At 60.6% G+C, this 16,767-nt stretch carries 16 protein-coding genes and 1 tRNA gene; 8 read left to right on the forward strand and 9 right to left on the reverse strand.

What is annotated here, in order from left to right; genetic code table 11:
* Positions 1-86 precede the first annotated feature (86 nt).
* Positions 87-863, forward strand: a complete 777-nt coding sequence (locus DKM43_RS15775; protein ID WP_109799446.1) for a SapC family protein — start codon at positions 87-89, stop codon at positions 861-863.
* 320 nt (positions 864-1,183) lie between these two features.
* Here DKM43_RS15775 and DKM43_RS15780 read toward each other — a convergent pair whose 3' ends face one another.
* Positions 1,184-2,146 (reverse strand): N-formylglutamate amidohydrolase, encoded by a 963-nt coding sequence (locus tag DKM43_RS15780; protein WP_109799447.1) that lies wholly within the window; start codon positions 2,144-2,146, stop codon positions 1,184-1,186.
* 181 nt (positions 2,147-2,327) lie between these two features.
* On the opposite strand from DKM43_RS15780, the gene cpdR reads away from it, so the two are divergent.
* Positions 2,328-2,711, forward strand: a complete 384-nt coding sequence (gene cpdR / locus DKM43_RS15785; RefSeq protein WP_109799448.1) for a cell cycle two-component system response regulator CpdR — start codon at positions 2,328-2,330, stop codon at positions 2,709-2,711.
* A 140-nt stretch (positions 2,712-2,851) separates the two neighbouring features.
* A tRNA-Val gene (locus DKM43_RS15790) sits at positions 2,852-2,926 on the forward strand.
* A gap of 48 nt (positions 2,927-2,974) precedes the next feature.
* Here DKM43_RS15790 and DKM43_RS15795 read toward each other — a convergent pair.
* Both DKM43_RS15795 and DKM43_RS15800 read right to left on the reverse strand, forming a co-directional pair.
* On the reverse strand, positions 2,975-4,165 hold the full coding sequence (locus DKM43_RS15795; RefSeq protein WP_109799449.1) for a glycosyltransferase family 87 protein: 1,191 nt from the start codon (positions 4,163-4,165) through the stop codon (positions 2,975-2,977).
* A gap of 51 nt (positions 4,166-4,216) precedes the next feature.
* On the reverse strand, positions 4,217-4,981 hold the full coding sequence (locus tag DKM43_RS15800; RefSeq protein ID WP_109799450.1) for a crotonase/enoyl-CoA hydratase family protein: 765 nt from the start codon (positions 4,979-4,981) through the stop codon (positions 4,217-4,219).
* A gap of 220 nt (positions 4,982-5,201) precedes the next feature.
* On the opposite strand from DKM43_RS15800, the gene DKM43_RS15805 reads away from it, so the two are divergent.
* The gene (locus tag DKM43_RS15805) at positions 5,202-6,425 is read left to right on the forward strand and encodes an NADP-dependent isocitrate dehydrogenase (RefSeq protein WP_109799451.1); all 1,224 of its coding nucleotides are present in this window, start codon (positions 5,202-5,204) and stop codon (positions 6,423-6,425) included.
* A 139-nt stretch (positions 6,426-6,564) separates the two neighbouring features.
* Entirely contained in the window at positions 6,565-8,349 is a 1,785-nt protein-coding gene (locus tag DKM43_RS15810; protein ID WP_109799452.1) for a cation:proton antiporter domain-containing protein, read from the forward strand.
* Positions 8,350-8,362: 13 nt separating this feature from the next.
* Here the strand turns inward: DKM43_RS15810 and alaS are convergent, their stop codons facing one another.
* From alaS to recA, 4 genes are all read right to left on the reverse strand, one after another.
* Positions 8,363-11,008, reverse strand: coding sequence for an alanine--tRNA ligase (gene alaS / locus DKM43_RS15815; RefSeq protein ID WP_109799453.1), 2,646 nt, complete (start codon positions 11,006-11,008; stop codon positions 8,363-8,365).
* A 43-nt stretch (positions 11,009-11,051) separates the two neighbouring features.
* Positions 11,052-11,891, reverse strand: a complete 840-nt coding sequence (locus tag DKM43_RS15820; RefSeq protein ID WP_109799454.1) for a class I SAM-dependent methyltransferase — start codon at positions 11,889-11,891, stop codon at positions 11,052-11,054.
* A gap of 3 nt (positions 11,892-11,894) precedes the next feature.
* The gene (locus tag DKM43_RS15825) at positions 11,895-12,521 is read right to left on the reverse strand and encodes a glutathione S-transferase family protein (RefSeq protein WP_109799455.1); all 627 of its coding nucleotides are present in this window, start codon (positions 12,519-12,521) and stop codon (positions 11,895-11,897) included.
* A gap of 153 nt (positions 12,522-12,674) precedes the next feature.
* Positions 12,675-13,745, reverse strand: coding sequence for a recombinase RecA (gene recA / locus DKM43_RS15830; protein ID WP_109799456.1), 1,071 nt, complete (start codon positions 13,743-13,745; stop codon positions 12,675-12,677).
* 61 nt (positions 13,746-13,806) lie between these two features.
* Between recA and DKM43_RS16400 the strand changes: the two genes are divergently transcribed.
* The gene (locus DKM43_RS16400; protein ID WP_145960537.1) at positions 13,807-14,007 is read left to right on the forward strand and encodes a hypothetical protein; all 201 of its coding nucleotides are present in this window, start codon (positions 13,807-13,809) and stop codon (positions 14,005-14,007) included.
* Between the two features lie 102 nt (positions 14,008-14,109).
* On the opposite strand, the gene DKM43_RS15835 is transcribed toward DKM43_RS16400, so the two are convergent.
* Positions 14,110-14,688, reverse strand: coding sequence for a hypothetical protein (locus DKM43_RS15835; RefSeq protein ID WP_109799457.1), 579 nt, complete (start codon positions 14,686-14,688; stop codon positions 14,110-14,112).
* A gap of 49 nt (positions 14,689-14,737) precedes the next feature.
* Here DKM43_RS15835 and DKM43_RS15840 point away from each other — a divergent pair, with 49 nt between their 5' ends.
* On the forward strand, positions 14,738-15,247 hold the full coding sequence (locus DKM43_RS15840; protein WP_109799458.1) for a hypothetical protein: 510 nt from the start codon (positions 14,738-14,740) through the stop codon (positions 15,245-15,247).
* Positions 15,248-15,250: 3 nt separating this feature from the next.
* Here the strand turns inward: DKM43_RS15840 and DKM43_RS15845 are convergent, their stop codons facing one another.
* Complete coding sequence (locus DKM43_RS15845; RefSeq protein ID WP_145960538.1) at positions 15,251-16,291, reverse strand: IS1595 family transposase; 1,041 nt, start codon at positions 16,289-16,291, stop codon at positions 15,251-15,253.
* Between the two features lie 147 nt (positions 16,292-16,438).
* Here DKM43_RS15845 and DKM43_RS15850 point away from each other — a divergent pair, with 147 nt between their 5' ends.
* Positions 16,439-16,765, forward strand: a complete 327-nt coding sequence (locus tag DKM43_RS15850; RefSeq protein WP_145960539.1) for a DUF6471 domain-containing protein — start codon at positions 16,439-16,441, stop codon at positions 16,763-16,765.
* Positions 16,766-16,767: the final 2 nt, after the last annotated feature.

Raw genomic sequence — 16,767 nt, forward strand, 5'->3', positions numbered from 1 at the left:
CAATCCCTAAGAACCGCAATTCCTGAATACCACGGACACGGCCGTTCGAACGGCGCGTCATGTGCTGCTTACTGGAGAGTTTCGAAATGGCCAGCGCGCCGCAAGCCAACCTGCCGATGTTCTACAACGATCTCATGCCGCTCAACAGCCGCGACCATGCCACCTGGAAGGCACGGAATGCGGATGCGGCCCCTTGGCTCGTCGGCCAGCATGCCATCCCACTGACTGCCGAAGAGTTTCCTCAGGCAGCCCGCCATTATCCGATCATCTTTGCTTCCGGCGACAATCCGGTCCCGCTCGCGCTTATGGGCCTGAACGAAGGCGTGAACGTCTTTGTCGACGAAGCCGGAAAAGTCACCCAACCGATCTACATCCCGGCATACGTGCGCCGCTACCCCTTCCTTCTCGCCAAGCTGAACCCCAGCAGCGAAGAACTCTCGCTCTGCTTCGACCCTACGTCTGGCCTTCTGGGCGAATCGGTTGAAGGGGTTGATCTGTTCGCCGATGGCCAGCCTTCCGAAGCCACCAAGTCAGCGCTTGGCTTTTGCGAGCAGTTCGAGCAGGCCGGGCAGCGCACGCAGGCCTTCATCGACGAACTGAAGAAACATGACCTGCTCATGGAAGGCGAAGTGGCCATCCAGCAGGAAGGCCACGATCAGCCCTTCGTCTATCGCGGTTTCCAGATGGTCAACCAGGACAAGCTTCGCGAAGTGCGCGGCGATGTGCTGCGTGGCTGGGCGCAGAGCGGCCTTCTCCCGCTGCTTTATGCACACCTGTTCTCGCTTGAACTGATCAGCCAGATCTTTGGCGCACAAGTCCAGCTTGGCAAGGGCCCGGTTCCGGCAATCGCCATCCCGGCCTGAGCGGCGTTCCCCCCGGTGCCATCTGCATAGCGGCGGCAACCGGTTGGCAACAGACCAGACAAAAAACGCGGCGCAACCCTCGGTTCGCCGCGTTTTTTCTTTGAGTGTTGCAAAAATCCCTCGAATCCTCTTGCGGCGCGCCGGGACCACGCCTATCTTGTGAACGTTATGTCGCGGCTCCCCTCATGGCCCGATATGACTGGTGCACCTTGTGCACCTCCTCCCTGAACCTTGGCCACCTGGGGCTTTGCTCCAGGTGGTTTTTTCATGCGTGACGGCGCGGACGCAGAACATGACGACGCAGCAAGCGGCAAAGCCGTCTATTCTGCGGCAATGCGCCAGCGCTCCTGATGCGGTGCCCGCCCCAGTTCGGCCACATCGGAGGCAAGCCGACGCACTAGCGCAATCAGCATGTCCACCGTCGCCTCGAAACCGGTTCCCGGTTCGGCCATCCGCGAATCAAGATAGGCGGTCCGGTCGATCTCGATCTGAAGGCAATGGACGCCCTCACCCCTGCGGGCATGGCGTTCGAGAACATATCCTCCGGCATAAGGACGGTTATGCGATGCCCGGCGGCCCGCTTCGGCAAGGATGCTGAAAGCCGATCCGACGATACCCCCGTCGCAGGATGCACCGAAGCGGTCTCCCACAACGATCTCCGGCGCTGCCTCTCCCGGTGAACGGGCCGCAAGCGGGGGCATTGAGTGAAGATCGATCAGCAATGCAGCGCCCCAGCGGTCGCGTATGGTTGCAAGGGCTTTGGCAAGCGCATCATGATAAGGCTGATGGATGGCGGCTATGCGCTCTTGCAGCTCGGCGTGATCCAGGCGGCGCTTCCACAACTCGCCAAGCCCTGGAAGGCGGCGAGGAACAAGGCCGAGGCCGCTTCGTGCGCGCCGCGCAAAACCGCTTGGCGCCGAGGAAGCATCGGCAGGCATGCCGCCCAGCATTTCCCAGTCCACGTCATCGCTGGCCCGGTTGAGATCAAGCATGGCGCGCGGCGCATGGGCCACCAGCAGGGCCGCGCCGGTGGCCGCGGATACCGCCTGTCCAAGCAGATCGGCATAGCGGTCTTCAAGGCGCGGTGCGGCAAAGGCCGGATGGCGCATGCGCTCAAGCAGCGACTTGGCATAGGCGCGCCCGGCATGAGGAACGGCTATGACCACCGGGATCGGCGATGGGTCTATCAGCTTGAGCGAGAAGGCCGGCACTCCGGGGTTGCCGGGCACCGAGCCGCCTGAGATCAGCGCCGAATCACCGTCATGCTCGCTCGAATGCCGCATCGGCAAACCGTGCAACCGATTCGCAACGAAGTCAAAAGACTGTCGCCCCCTTTCTGGACTGTCCTGCAAAGCCATTAGGTGACATGGACAAGAATGTTAACTTCATCAGGCGTAAGCTGCGCACCTTTCCCGATGAATCTCTCCCCGTGCCCAACGGCACCAAAGACAAGACAGGTTGGCCATGATCCGCATCCTGCTCGCCGAAGACGAAGAGGCGATGCGCACCTATCTTACCCGCGCGCTTGAGAACGCTGGGTTTTCCGTTGTTGCGGTTGACCGCGGCACGGCCGCCGTGCCCCTTCTGGAAAGGGAACAGTTCGACCTTCTGCTGTCCGACATCGTCATGCCGGAGATGGACGGGATCGAACTGGCGCAACGCTGTGCCGAGATCAGTCCGGCGACGAAGGTCATGTTCATCACCGGGTTTGCTGCCGTGACCCTCAAGGCGAATCGCGAAGCCCCTCAGGCCAGAGTGCTATCGAAGCCCTTCCACCTGAAAGACCTTGTTCTGGAGGTGCAGCGCGTGTTCGAGGACACGGCTTTCGCAGGATCGCACCAGCCCTGACCAGTGGCTTGGCTCAGCGGTCGGCACTGGATTGCGACCTCATGCGGATTCCCCCTTGCCTTGGCTTTTGACCGAGGCTAATGGGCCGCTTCCAAACGGCGAACACTCCATGTGTGAAGCTGCTTGAAGCTCGATGGTGCGGGCGTATAGCTCAGTGGTAGAGCACTATGTTGACATCGTAGGGGTCGCAAGTTCAATCCTTGCTACGCCCACCATCTGGAAAACCTGAAGGGGCGGCGCGCAAGTGCCGCCCTTTTCGCTTTTCAGGCGCAGGCCAAGTCTTTGCGCCCCTCCGGCACCCGTCGGACCAGCAACAGAAATACCGCAAGCACAATGATCGGTGCGATCGGCACACCAAGCATGGTGCCAAGTGGCCGCGCGAATGCAGGCATGGCAAAGGCTATCGCTGCCACCGTCCGCCCCCATGGCCGGCGTGTTGAATCGCTGAGAACAACCAAGGGAAAGGCCAGCAGCAGGAAATCGTAATCAAGCACGAACGGCGTTACCAGCAAGGCACCCGTCAGCATCGCTGCGCCCACTTGCCGGGTCAGCCCTTCACGCCAGGCAGAATGGGCCAGCATCGCAGCAACCAGCAGGGCAAGCGCCGCCTGCGCGCCATAGGCCAGAGCAGTGCCGAATCCCAGAAGGCGCATCGCGGCAAACAGGCTCTGCATCTTGCCGAAGCCGATGGCACCTTGCGCCATGGCCTGCTGCGCCGGACCGGAAACCGCCAGCCATTCGGCCCATATTCCGTAACCGAACATCAAACTTGCCAGCAGCGCCGATGTCGCAACGGTCGCAACCGCCCAGCCGATGATCCGCCACTGCCTTGCAGCAAGCAGAACGATCGGCACCAGGACGCCGAACTGCGGCTTGAAGGCAGCAAGGCCGAAAAGAACCCCCGCAAGCGCCGCCTGTCCACGCACTGCCATCAGCACGCTGCCACCCAGCAAGGCGGCCAGCAAAAACGATGTCTGCCCATGGGTTAACGTGATGAGAACAGGCGGAAAGGCCAGAACGGGAAGAATGCCCGCCTGCCGGCTCCAGCCGCGAACGGCGGCCATCCATGCCCCCCCGGTCAGCACGAGCCACGATGCAAGCGCGGGGAAATACCCCGCGAGGCCCAGCAGCCAGCACCAGAGCAGGAAGATCGGCGGATAGAAAAATGCGGTGTACCCGGACTGACCGGGCCAGACCATGCGCTCGGCTGCTGCATGGATTGCTGGATCGTAGGGGCTGGCACCGGCATGAACCACCGTGCCAGCCGCCCAGAAACTCACGAAATCGGTGCCCAGCAGCCTGCCCTGTGGATCAATGCCGCCGTTCAGTGAAAGCAGAAGCCAGCCAAGTGACACCACGTTGACCAGTGCCAGAATGGCCAGATAGGCCCGGACGCGCCTGGCATGGAGCCAGGCGCCCGATCGCAGTTCGGAAATCAGACGGTCCAGCCCCATGGCAACAGCATGTGCAGCACGGGTGCCGGACTGTCCATCATCAAGCGCTGTTCACTTGCCCTGCCAGTTGGGCTTGCGCTTTTCGGCAAAGGCAGCCGCGCCCTCGCGCGCATCCGATGAGGAGAACACCGGCGCGATGTAGGCCTGCTGCTTCTGCCACATTTCCGCTTCGGTCCACTCGTGCGAATCGCGGATAATGCCCTTCGATGCGATAAGCGCCAGTGGACCGTTTTCAGCAATGCGGGCTGCCAGCGCCTTGGCGCCTTCGATTGCCGGGCCATCGGTGATCTGGTTGATGAAGCCCAGTTCATAGGCGCGCTGCGCAGTGATGAAATCCCCGGTCAGTGCCAGTTCCATGGCTATGCGCGGCGGGATCTGGCGCGGCAGCTTGATCAAGCCTCCTGCGGCTGCGGCAAGGCCCCGCTTCACTTCGGGAATGCCGAACTTCGAAGCAGCGCTGGCCACGATCAGGTCGCACGAAAGCGCCAGCTCCATTCCCCCTGCAAGCGCATAGCCATCGACGGCAGCGATGATGGGCTTCTTGGGTGTCCATTCCGAAAGCCCGCCGAAGCCACGCCCCGGTATCGAGGGTGATTCGCCGCGCAGAAAACCCTTGAGGTCCATACCCGAACAGAATGTCCCGCCAGCTCCGGTCAGGATGGCGCAGCGCAGGTCGGCCTCGGCATCCAGACGGTCCATCGCCGCCGAAATACCCTCGGCAGCAGCCTTGTTCATCGCATTCTTCGCTTCCGGCCGATTGATCGTGACAATCAGGACATTGCCATCAACTTCCGTGAGGACTTCCGCTTCGCTCATCGCATCTCTCCGCTTCTGGATATTCAAGCCCGCCAAACTGACAAACCTGCCTGACTGGCAACCTGGCTTAACCGGTCACTTAAATCTGTGCATCGCCAGAACGTCCCTGTCCAGTGGTCGCGTTCCAAATCTTGCGCGAATCGGCTCCCTGCCTTGCACCGGCGCAGGCCTCTGCTAAGGGGGTGCGCGATTTCTCCCCAGCTTGAAAGACAGGACGGTTATGGCGAAGATCAAGGTGAAGAACCCGGTCGTCGAACTCGACGGCGACGAAATGACCCGGATCATCTGGGAATGGATCCGCGAGCGTCTGATCCTCCCCTACCTCGATATCGATCTCAAGTATTACGATCTCTCGGTCCAGAAGCGCGACGAGACCAACGACCAGATCACCATCGATTCCGCCAATGCGATCAAGCAGTATGGCGTGGGCGTGAAGTGCGCCACCATCACGCCTGACGAAGCCCGCGTCGAGGAGTTCGGCCTCAAGCAGATGTGGAAATCGCCCAACGGCACGATCCGCAACATTCTGGGCGGCGTGGTCTTCCGCGAACCCATCGTGATTCAGAACGTGCCCCGTCTGGTTCCGGGATGGACCGACCCGATCGTGGTCGGCCGCCATGCCTTTGGCGACCAGTATCGCGCCACTGATTTCGTTGTCCCCGGCCCCGGCAAGCTGCGTCTCGTCTGGGAAGGCGACAATGGCGAGACGATCGACCGCGAAGTCTTCCACTATCCTTCGGGCGGCGTCGCCATGGCGATGTACAACCTTGATGATTCGATCCGCGATTTCGCGCGCGCCTCGTTCAACTATGGTCTGTCGCTGGGCTGGCCGGTCTATCTGTCGACCAAGAACACCATCATGAAAGCCTATGACGGCCGCTTCAAGGATCTGTTCCAGGAAGTGTTCGACACCGAAGGCTTCAAGGAAAAGTTCGCCGCCGCCGGCATCAGCTATGAACATCGTCTGATCGACGACATGGTCGCCTCGGCGCTCAAGTGGTCGGGCAAGTTCGTCTGGGCCTGCAAGAACTACGACGGTGACGTCCAGTCCGACACCGTGGCGCAGGGCTTCGGCTCGCTCGGCCTGATGACCTCGGTTCTGATGACGCCCGATGGCAAGACCATCGAGGCCGAAGCCGCCCATGGCACCGTGACCCGTCACTACCGCCAGCACCAGCAGGGCAAGCAGACCTCGACTAACCCGATCGCCTCGATCTTCGCATGGACTCGCGGCCTGATGTATCGCGGCAAGTTCGACGAGACCCCGGATGTCGTGCGCTTTGCCGAAACGCTTGAGCGCGTCTGCATCGAAACCGTCGAAAGCGGCAAGATGACCAAGGATCTCGCGCTGCTCATCGGTCCCGATCAGGCATGGATGACGACCGAAAAGTTCTTCGAGGCCATCGTCGAGAACCTCGAAGCGGAAATGAAGAACTGGGCATAAGACCCGGCGTTTTCACAAGCCGACAGAAGCAAGGCCCCGGTGCACGCCGGGGCCTTTTTCATGCGGAAGGACCGCACCCTGCCACAACGAGGCCAATCGCGGTCGTGACACGAAGCCCCCCCTCCCCTACGCTGGCACCATGGCAGGCAATCTTGAACCGACTACCGCCCTTTCCGACGCCCTCGTCATTCTCGGTGCGGCCGGGATAGTCATCCCGGCTTTCGCCCGCTTTCGTATCACCCCGATCATCGGTTTCATCCTTGTGGGCCTTGCGGTCGGTCCGTTTGGCTTGGGGGCGCTGGTCCCGCAGTTTCCGTGGCTCTATTACTTCACCATATCAGACCCGGCGGCGATCGTGCCTTTCGCCGAGTTCGGCATCATCCTGCTGCTGTTCGAGATCGGCCTCGAACTCTCGTTCAATCGCCTGTGGGACATGCGCCGTCTGGTCTTCGGACTGGGCGCGATAGAACTGGGTGTATCCGCATTCCTGCTTGCTCTCGTCCTCATGGCAACCGGTCTGCAAACAGCAGGTGCCTTTGGGCTGGGTCTGGCGTTGGCCTTGTCCTCTACCGCTCTGGTTCTGCCGATCTCCGGAACGCAGGGGCCGGTGGGCCGTGCCGCCTTGTCGATGCTTCTTTTCGAGGACATCGCAATTGTGCCGATCATCTTCATCCTCGGCGCAATGGCCCCGATGGCCACCAGAACGGATGCCCCGGATCTTGGCGCCACACTTCTGTATGGCGGCATGGTAGTGGCGGCACTGCTCGTGTTCGGCCGTATGCTTCTGCCGCGCCTTTTCGCGCAAGCCGCGCAGACCAAAAGCCCCGAACTGTTCCTTGCAGCAACCATGCTGGTGGTCATCGCAGCCAGCCTTGCGACATCCGTCGTCGGACTATCGCCGATCATGGGTGCGCTGCTCGCCGGGCTGCTCATCGCCGAAACCGAATATCACACCGAAGTCGAAGCCATCACCAAACCGTTCAAGGGATTGGCTCTCGGTGTGTTCCTCATCACCATCGGCATGGGCATCGACCTGCGCGTGGTCTGGTCGATGCTCCTGCCGCTGACCGTCGCGGTCGTCGGCGTCGTTCTGCTCAAGGCAATGGTGACAACACTCGCCCTTCGCGCCATGGGCAAGGAGCGCGCCACGGCTCTTGAAACCGGCATTCTCATGGCCAGCCCATCGGAGACCACGCTGATCGTTCTGGCCACCGCTGCCGAAGCCTCGCTGATTGATCGGGAGACGGCGCAGTTCTGGCAGATCGTTACGGCAGTGGGTCTGACCATCACGCCCTTGCTGGCCATGCTCGGCAAACGCAGCGGACGCCTTGTCGCGAAGGAAACGCCCGATTCCGGTCAGTCTGAATCTGTCGCGGAACCGGAAGGCGAACGGGTTGTCGTCATGGGATTCGGGCGGGTTGGCCGCCTGATCGGCGAACTGCTGACGGTGCATGGCGCGCCATGGATTGGAATTGATACCGATCCGGCCATTGTCAAGGCCGCCCGCCAGCAGGGATTGCCCGTCCTTTTCGGCAATGTTGACAGCGAAGTGGCGATTGCCCGCCTTGGCCTGGACAATGCACGGGCCATGGTTCTGACAATGGATGAACCGGTACTGATCCTGCGCATCGTCAAACGCCTGCGCACCACCCACCCCGATCTGCCCATAATCGTGCGTGCGCGCGATGCCACACATGCGGCCGAACTCTATCGCTACGGCGTGACCCATGCCGTGCCGGAAACACTGGAAAGCTCGCTCCAGCTATCCGAGGCCGTGCTGGTCGATCTCGGCTTTCCCATGGGGCTGGTAATTGCCTCTATCCACGAGAAGCGCGACGAACTGCGCGAACAGATTATGCTCGAAGGCGGGCTTACCGAAAAGCCCCGGCTCAAATCAGCCAGCCTGCGCGAACGACTGGGTTGAACCAGCGGGTGCCTCAGGCTGCGACAACAGCCTTTGCCGCCGCGATGGCTTCAGCCGCCTTCGCACCGTCAGGTCCGCCGCCCTGCGCCATGTCGGGACGGCCACCGCCCCCCTTGCCACCCAGTGCCTCTACCCCGGCACGGACCAGATCGACTGCGCTGATTCTGCCAACAAGATCCTCGGTCACGGCGGCGGCGATGCTGGCCTTGCCCTCGTTCACCGCCACGATCACCGCCACGCCCGAACCCAGCCGCTGCTTGGCCTGATCCAGCAGTCCGCGCAGTTCCTTGGGATCAAGCCCGTCCAGAACCTGACCGGAAAACCTGATCCCGCCAACGTCTTCGTCCGCATGCTCGGCTCTGGAGGAACCACCACCAAGTGCCAGCGCCTTCTTTGCCTCGGCCAGCTCGCGCTCCAGCTTCTTGCGCTCCTCGATCAGCGCGGAAACGCGCGCCTCGACATCATCAGGCGTGGTGCGCAGCAGCGATGCGGTGTGTTTCAGTGCCTCTTCACGCGCCACCAGCCATTGCCGCGCCCCCTCGCCCGTGAGCGCTTCGATGCGGCGAACACCGGATGAGACCGCGCTTTCGCTGACAATCCGGAAGAGCCCGATATCGCCGAGGGCGCGCACATGGGTGCCGCCGCAAAGCTCCACCGAATAATGCCTGTCTGCCACGCGCCCCATGCTGAGGACACGCACTTCCTCACCGTATTTCTCGCCGAAAAGGGCCATCGCGCCCGCCTCGATAGCGTCCTCCGGGCTCATCAACCGTGTTGTCACGGGCTCGTTCGCGCGGATTTCGGCATTCACCTCCGCCTCGATCGCCGCAATGTCGTCAGCCGTAAGGGCCGTGGGTTGCGAGAAGTCGAAGCGCAGACGATCAGCCGCAACCAGTGATCCTTTCTGCGTGACGTGTGCTCCCAAACGGTTGCGCAGCGCCGCGTGCAAAAGATGGGTGGCCGAATGGTTCGCACGGATGGCATCGCGCCGGGCAACATCGATGGCAAGCTTCACAACATCACCCACCTTGACCGCGCCGGACCTGACCGTGGCGATATGAGCGTGCAGGCGCCCCAGGGGCTTTGCCGTATCGCTCACTGCCAAGACCAGCCCGTCCGTCCCGGTAATGGTGCCGGCATCGCCGGTCTGGCCACCACTCTCGCCATAGAAGGGAGTCTGGTTTACGATGACTGTCACCGCATCGCCTGCCACGGCGCTGTCCACTTCCGCACCATCCCGGACAAGCGCAACCACCTGCGCCTCACCGGTCGTGGCAGTGTAGCCGGTAAACTCGGTCGCGCCCACGCGCTCGGCAATGTCGAACCAGACCTCGCCGTCAGCCGCCTGACCGGAGCCCTTCCATGCCGCACGCGCCGCAGCTTTCTGCTGCGCCATGGCGGCATCGAAACCATCGCGGTCCACGGTGATGCCGCGCGCGCGCAGGGCGTCTTCGGTCAGGTCATAAGGGAACCCGTAAGTGTCGTAGAGCTTGAATGCCGTCTCACCCGGCAGTTTGTCGCCCTCACCCAGAGCAGCGGTCGCTTCGTCAAGGAGCTTGATGCCGTTCGAGAGGGTGCGCCTGAACTGCACTTCCTCGCGCAGAAGCGTTTCCTCGATCAGCGGCTGCGCCCGGCCAAGTTCGGGATAGGCAGCGCCCATTTCGGCCACCAGCGCCGGCACGAGCCGGTGCATCAGGGGATCCTTGGCCCCCAGCAGATGGGCATGGCGCATGGCGCGGCGCATGATCCGCCGCAAAACATAGCCACGTCCTTCGTTCGAGGGCAGAACGCCATCGGCCAGCAGAAAGCTGGTCGACCGAAGATGATCGGCAATGACACGGTGGCTGGCACGATGCTCGCCTTGCGCCTTCACCGCCGTCAGGCTTTCAGATGCAGCGATGAGCGCCTTGAAAGTATCCGTGTCGTAGTTGTCATGCTCGCCTTGCAGCACGGCCGCAATGCGTTCCAGCCCCATCCCGGTGTCGATGCTGGGCTTCGGCAGGCTTCCGGTTATCTCCCCTGCGGTCTGCTCGAACTGCATGAACACGAGGTTCCAGATCTCGATGAAGCGATCTCCGTCCTCCTCTGGCGATCCCGGCGGTCCGCCGGGAATGTGCTCGCCGTGATCATAGAAGATTTCCGAACAAGGCCCGCAGGGGCCATCATCACCCATAGCCCAGAAATTGTCCTTCGTGGCGATGCGAATGATGCGCTCGTCCGGAAGCCCGGCAATCTTCTTCCAGAGATCGAATGCCTCATCATCGGTGTGATAGACGGTGGCGAGGAGCTTTTCCTTGGGCAGGCCCCATTCGCGGGTCAGCAGCGTCCACGCATGAGTGATCGCCTGTTCCTTGAAATAGTCGCCGAACGAGAAATTGCCGAGCATCTCGAAGAAGGTGTGGTGCCTTGCCGTGTAGCCCACATTATCGAGATCGTTGTGCTTGCCGCCTGCACGCACGCACTTCTGCGAGGATGTCGCACGCGGGATGGCACGAGTCTCAAGGCCGGTGAACACGTTCTTGAACGGTACCATCCCCGCATTCGTGAACATCAGCGTCGGATCATTATACGGGACCAGCGGCGCGGACTGCACCACCTCATGCCCCTGCGAGCCGAAGTATTCCAGAAAAGAGCGGCGGATCTCGTTGGTCGGTGTCATGCCCTGCCGATTAGGCCAGCGTTTGGCGCGCTACAAGCACGTTTCATCCATCAGTGTTATCGGATGTGGCGCTGACCAGCCACGCAGCCGCACGGAAAGCCACTCGCCCGTCGCGATGATGCGCTTCAACAAGTTCACGCAGCCTCGCTTGCACCTCTGCGCGTTCCGGTTCGGGCAAGTCGCGCAAGGCGGAAGCGGCCGGTCCGATCCTCTGAAACAGCGCAAGTGCTTCGGCCACGGCATTCTCTCCCGTTCCGGCAATGTAGTCGAAATCGATCGGGGTAAAGCTGTGATCGCGCCAACCAGCCATACAGCGCCGCACATGGTCGGGAAGCGCGAAGGCAAAGGGGCCGGGCGGAAAAGCCGAAGGTGCGGTCTGTTGCGGTGCTGGCAGCAATCCAGCGATCTGCGTTGCCCAGTCATTCTCATGAGGCTTGCGAAAGCAGGTGAATACCATCCGTGCACCAGGCTTCGAAATTGCCGCCAGATGGGCAAAGGCCATGGGTGGATCAGGAAAGAACATCACACCATGCCGGGAAACGAGGAGGTCCGGTGGCGCTGGCGGCAGCCAGAGCGCGGCATCAACACAGTGAAATGAAACATTGGCGCCCTTGATGTCCGCCTGGCTTGCACGACGGGCTGCGGTCTGGACTAGGTCGGACGAAATATCGACACCCCAAATCCGCGCGCTTGGGCGCGCAGAAGCCAAGGAAAGCGCGATCTGCCCCGCGCCGCATCCGATGTCAGCTATGACTTCGCCCGGCTCCTTCGCAATGGCGTCGAGCAAGTGCGGAGTCAGTTCGGAAAAGCTCGTATCGGTCCGGCGCCATTCAGCCGCCCAGTTGCGCCCTACGGTGCCTTGCCATTCACTTGCACCAGTCATCTGCTACATCCCGAAATAGTCGCCGCCCTTCGCACGCGCAGCCTGCCAAGCCGGACGGGCATGGATACTGGCAACAAACGCGCTTAGCCGTGGATATTGCGCACCCCGTCCCTGCATCAGCGCAATCTCGGCCGGAAAGCTCAGCATGACATCGGCCCCTGTCCAGTCATCACCAATAAAATGGCCAGACGGCCGCAGGATCTGCTCCATGTAACCGAAATGAGCGGCGAGTTGCTCGTCGATTCGCGGCGTGAGAGGCGCTGCCGCCTCGCCAAGACGCGAGGTGTAGAGCTGAAGCAGAATCGGTGTCATTGCTGACCCTTCCGCAAAATGCATCAGTTCCAGATGACGCAGCGCCTCATCGGTGCCGGGGATTGGCAACCACTTGCCGCCTCCAAACCTTTCGCACAAGGTCTGGACGATGGCCCCGGACTCCTCGATTACGCGACCGTCAATCTCCACCAGGGGGGATTTGCCAAGCGGATGAACGGCCTTGAGTGCATCGGGCGCAAGGTTCGTCACCGCATCGCGCACATAGCGGCGGATCCCGTAATCGACGCCGAGTTCCTCCAGCAGCCAGAGAATGCGCTGGGACCGGCTGTTGTTGAGATGATGAACGACGATGGCCACTGTTGCCCTCCTTGCGGGTAGGCCGAATGCTTGACCGTCTTGCAGCCCGATGCAAGCTGTTAAAGCACGGCCCGCCTGCTCCGGTCACGAAACAGGCGGGCCGCATCTCGTCGGAAGAACCTCTTGCCTAGCAGGCAACCGGCTCCTTCCGGTTCAGATGTCGTCGTCGGCGTCAGGCCCCGCCATCAAGCCTTCGGCAACCTGCTCTGTGCGCCCGCGGATGGCCGCTTCCAGACGGTCGCAGACCTCTGGGTTCTCGCGCAGGAAGTTTTTGGCGTTCTCGCGGCCCTGCCCGATGCGGATCGAATCGTAGCTGAACCACGCACCCGACTTCTCGACCAGCCCCGCCTTCACCCCCAGATCGAGGATTTCGCCAATTTTCGAGATGCCTTCACCATACATGATGTCGAACTCGACCTGCTTGAATGGCGGTGCGACCTTGTTCTTCACCACCTTCACACGCGTGGCATTACCAACGATTTCGTCACGATCCTTGATCTGGCCCGTGCGGCGGATGTCCAAGCGGACCGAAGCATAGAACTTGAGCGCATTGCCGCCAGTCGTTGTCTCTGGGTTGCCATACATCACACCGATCTTCATGCGGACCTGGTTGATGAAGATGACCATGCAGCGCGAACGGCTGATTGAGCCGGTCAGCTTACGCAGGGCCTGGCTCATCAGACGAGCCTGCAACCCGACATGGCTGTCGCCCATCTCGCCTTCGATTTCCGCGCGCGGCACCAGTGCGGCAACCGAATCCACCACCAGCACATCGATCGCGTTTGAACGCACCAGCGTATCGGTGATTTCGAGCGCCTGCTCCCCGGTATCGGGCTGGGAAACGATCAGATTATCGATATCGACACCGAGCTTCTTTGCATAGACGGGGTCAAGCGCGTGCTCTGCATCGACGAATGCGGCAGTTCCGCCATTCTTCTGCGCTTCGGCTATGACATGCAGCGCCAGCGTGGTCTTGCCCGAACTTTCCGGACCATAGATCTCGATGATGCGCCCGCGCGGAAGGCCGCCAATGCCAAGTGCGATATCGAGACCCAGCGAGCCGGTGGAAATTGCTTCAACCTGCATGGCTTCCTTCGAGCCAAGCCGCATGGCCGAGCCTTTGCCAAATGCGCGGTCGATCTGCGCAAGGGCCGCTTCAAGCGCCTTCTGACGATCCATGTCCTTGATCTTACCTTCCTCAATGAGCTTGAGCTGCGCCGCCATGGCTTTGTTCCCTTGCTAGAGTTGGCTTGCACGAACCGTCAACAAGAGCGTTGTATCTGTTATGTTCCGCAAGAACAAGGAGGGAACGGAGATTTTTCTCCGCAATGGAGGCGAAGAGGCTCAAATGCTTATCGAGGAAAGCAAATCGCGTCACGTGCAGACACATCGCCATAGTGGAAAATGGCTCATCCAAGGCAATTCCGCCTGCACCGAAACTGCTGCGAAAATGAATGGAACTAAGCCCGCTCCGCGATTCGCCTGAGAGATCGCAAGCGGCTGACAAGCCAGCCCTATATCCAACGCCCCAATTGCAGCTCGCATCACGGCACTTGGCAGGCTACCCCCAATCGCCAGATGGAAGCCGTCAGCGTCCGTCTCTCGCGCGTTCGCCCTTCTTTGGAAAGATTCGATCGAGCGCCGACTTCACCGACTCGGCAGCTGCTGCATCATCACGCGCCGGGTCAGGCACGAACCTCTCTTCCTGCTCTGCCGTGTCAGATACCGGTTCAGCAGCCAGAACCTGCCCCGATGAAACCGGATTGGCTGAAAACGGGCCAGCAAGCTTGGTCAGACTGGCCAGCTGCGCGGACAACATCCGGTCAACCGCTCCGGAGATGGTCTCGCTCTTGTAGCGCATGTAGCCGCCCACAACATATTCCCACAGAATACGCGTAGCTTTGCCATTACTGACATCAATTACCTTGAAAGTAACTGTCATCGTGCCGTTCACGGCCTCGGACTGCAACGGCCCAAGTCCCCCCGTGAGGCGCAATGCGCGATAAGGCTCTGCATAGATAACCCGCATGTGCAGGACCGAACCGGCCTTCTGCGTTGCCGGGGCATCTTTCGGGGGAGGGAGAGTCTCGCACAGACAGCCACCAGCGACCGGTTCGAGTGTCAGGTTGGCTGCCTCGCCTGCAATCTTATGGAGCAAAAAAACCAAGTAGTTGGTTGTTTGCGAATCGGAATTGGGCAGCTATCCGAATTGTAGGATGGCAATCTCGAACTACCAAATCGGCTTGCAGCGGCAATACGCCCGGTGGCTTGGCGAGCGGATCCAGCTCAAAAAACAAATCAAGAAGATTGAAGAGGCGATAGAATGCCTCGAAGAAAAGAAGCAGCGGCTGGCGAAGCTGGATGAACTGACCCAGGCGACCGAAACGATAATGATCGAGCTTGTTTCCGGATGGGATCCAAACACTGTCGACCCTCAGATGACAAACAAGCAGGTTCTCCCGTATGAGCACGGGTTGCTGACAGCTACGGCTTTCGACGTTATCCGCGATCTAGAGGAACCGATTTCGACACTGGAATTGTCGAAGTTGACGATTGCTCGGCTTGGAGGTGATCCGACGGACGGAGACCTGCTTGATCGCGTTCGAAACAATTTGGATCAAAGCCTCCGCAAGGCAAAGGATCACATCGAGAACGTGGGAGGTCGGCCTTCGCGATGGAAGGTCAAATCGATCGACGAGACGGAGATGCCCAAGCCTCCGGTTTAACGATCAGAAGGGGACCCTGTCCTTGTGCTGCTGCCAGTAGCCCGCAATGGGCGAGCGTCCGATCTGTAGCAGCGCTTTCAGGATGAGGTCTACCTGCTCCCCGTTGGCGGTCCGGGCATTTTCCTCCCGCCATGCTAGTTCAGCCCCATACCAGCTGACGTATCGCTTCCGCCAAGAGCGGTAGACGCCTTCCTTTGCCGCATGGACCCGCGCGAAGAAGCTTTCGGCTTGGTTGGTGCAAGCGTCACCATCCTTATAGGTTTTGCTGTGGTTCACACGCTGATGCTTGAAGAACATCCGCATGGGCAGATACTGCGTGCTGTAGTCAGTATGGACAGTGGACCCAGGCTTGACCACGCGCCGGATGAACGGGATCGCGTCGCCCTCCCTGTCCACATGGATCGTTCGAACCTTCCCCGGCTTGTCGCAGCCAGCAGCCATTCTTTCGCGAACCACAACTAATGCAGTGTGCGTCTTGCGGTAATCCTCAAAGAACTTTTCCAGTTCTTTGTCATCCATGATTGGATTATTTTGTTTTACTTTACGTCCGGTCACGAACATACCATCGACTTCGACTTCACCTTCCATGAAGGGGCCTGCCGCCATCTCTGTTTGGTTCGCCGTGTCGATCGCCGCCCGGATACGGTGCTGGAACACGAAGGGGGTCTTGTAGGAGTTCTTGATCTCCCGGCGCTGACGTAGGGCAGCAGCGCCAAGGACGCCGTTCACAAAGCTAAGGCATGCGGCGAGGATGTGCTTGAGCGAACGCTTCCGGCTATGAAGGTGGGTCTGGGTGGTGATGGTGTATTGGTAGTAGCACCAGCGCTCGTTGCCGGTCTTGGGATCGATCCGCTTACCCCGGCACTTCCACTTGCGCTTACCAACCTTCCACGACTGCTTGGAACCACAGACCGGACAAGTCGGAATGCCGTCCGGCCACCGGATAGCCTTTAGCTTCTCGTGTGCCTCATCCTCGGTCAGCGTCCACACTTCTCCCATCGTTAGGCTGATCGCCGGAGGGGAGAGGAGAAAGTGCTGAGCCACGCAATGATGTCCTGCACCTCATATATGAGGTATAGCACCTAAGGTCTAGGGTGTTTAAGGTGTCACACCTTATTTTTGAGGTGCCGCACTCCTCCTGTGGAGAACTGGACCTTTGCGCAGAGGGGTGGGTCGATCTATAACCCCTTCATGACAGAGACAGAATCAGCCCAGCAGCCCGAATTCCCGTCCGAGAAGGCATGGGAGGAACTGACCAAGAACCTCTTGCGAGCCGAGATGATGAAGCGGGGCGTTTCGTTCGCCACGCTCCCCGAGAAGCTCGCAGCGATCGGGGTGACCGACACCGAATCCAACCTTCGAAACAAGGTTGGCCGGGGGCGCTTCACAGCCGTGTTCTTCATGCAGTGCATGTTCGCGCTGGGAGCGAGCTGGATTGAAGTGCCGGACTCAATTGAGGAGGCAGGCCAGCCCGGCGGAGCTCAGAAGCTTGCGAAGAATAAACGCCCGCCACAATAGAA

It is taken from the genome of Novosphingobium meiothermophilum, assembly GCF_003171715.1.
Classification (GTDB): domain Bacteria; phylum Pseudomonadota; class Alphaproteobacteria; order Sphingomonadales; family Sphingomonadaceae; genus Novosphingobium; species Novosphingobium meiothermophilum.

Coding starts and splice junctions, on each gene's coding strand:
- DKM43_RS15775 (WP_109799446.1), top strand. CDS start 87: ATGGCCAGCGCGCCGCAAGCCAACCTGCCGATGTTCTACAACGATCTC.
- DKM43_RS15780 (WP_109799447.1), bottom strand. CDS start 2,146: ATGCGGCATTCGAGCGAGCATGACGGTGATTCGGCGCTGATCTCAGGC.
- cpdR (WP_109799448.1), top strand. CDS start 2,328: ATGATCCGCATCCTGCTCGCCGAAGACGAAGAGGCGATGCGCACCTAT.
- DKM43_RS15795 (WP_109799449.1), bottom strand. CDS start 4,165: ATGGGGCTGGACCGTCTGATTTCCGAACTGCGATCGGGCGCCTGGCTC.
- DKM43_RS15800 (WP_109799450.1), bottom strand. CDS start 4,981: ATGAGCGAAGCGGAAGTCCTCACGGAAGTTGATGGCAATGTCCTGATT.
- DKM43_RS15805 (WP_109799451.1), top strand. CDS start 5,202: ATGGCGAAGATCAAGGTGAAGAACCCGGTCGTCGAACTCGACGGCGAC.
- DKM43_RS15810 (WP_109799452.1), top strand. CDS start 6,565: ATGGCAGGCAATCTTGAACCGACTACCGCCCTTTCCGACGCCCTCGTC.
- alaS (WP_109799453.1), bottom strand. CDS start 11,008: ATGACACCGACCAACGAGATCCGCCGCTCTTTTCTGGAATACTTCGGC.
- DKM43_RS15820 (WP_109799454.1), bottom strand. CDS start 11,891: ATGACTGGTGCAAGTGAATGGCAAGGCACCGTAGGGCGCAACTGGGCG.
- recA (WP_109799456.1), bottom strand. CDS start 13,745: ATGGCGGCGCAGCTCAAGCTCATTGAGGAAGGTAAGATCAAGGACATG.
- DKM43_RS16400 (WP_145960537.1), top strand. CDS start 13,807: ATGTTCCGCAAGAACAAGGAGGGAACGGAGATTTTTCTCCGCAATGGA.
- DKM43_RS15840 (WP_109799458.1), top strand. CDS start 14,738: ATGGCAATCTCGAACTACCAAATCGGCTTGCAGCGGCAATACGCCCGG.
- DKM43_RS15850 (WP_145960539.1), top strand. CDS start 16,439: ATGACAGAGACAGAATCAGCCCAGCAGCCCGAATTCCCGTCCGAGAAG.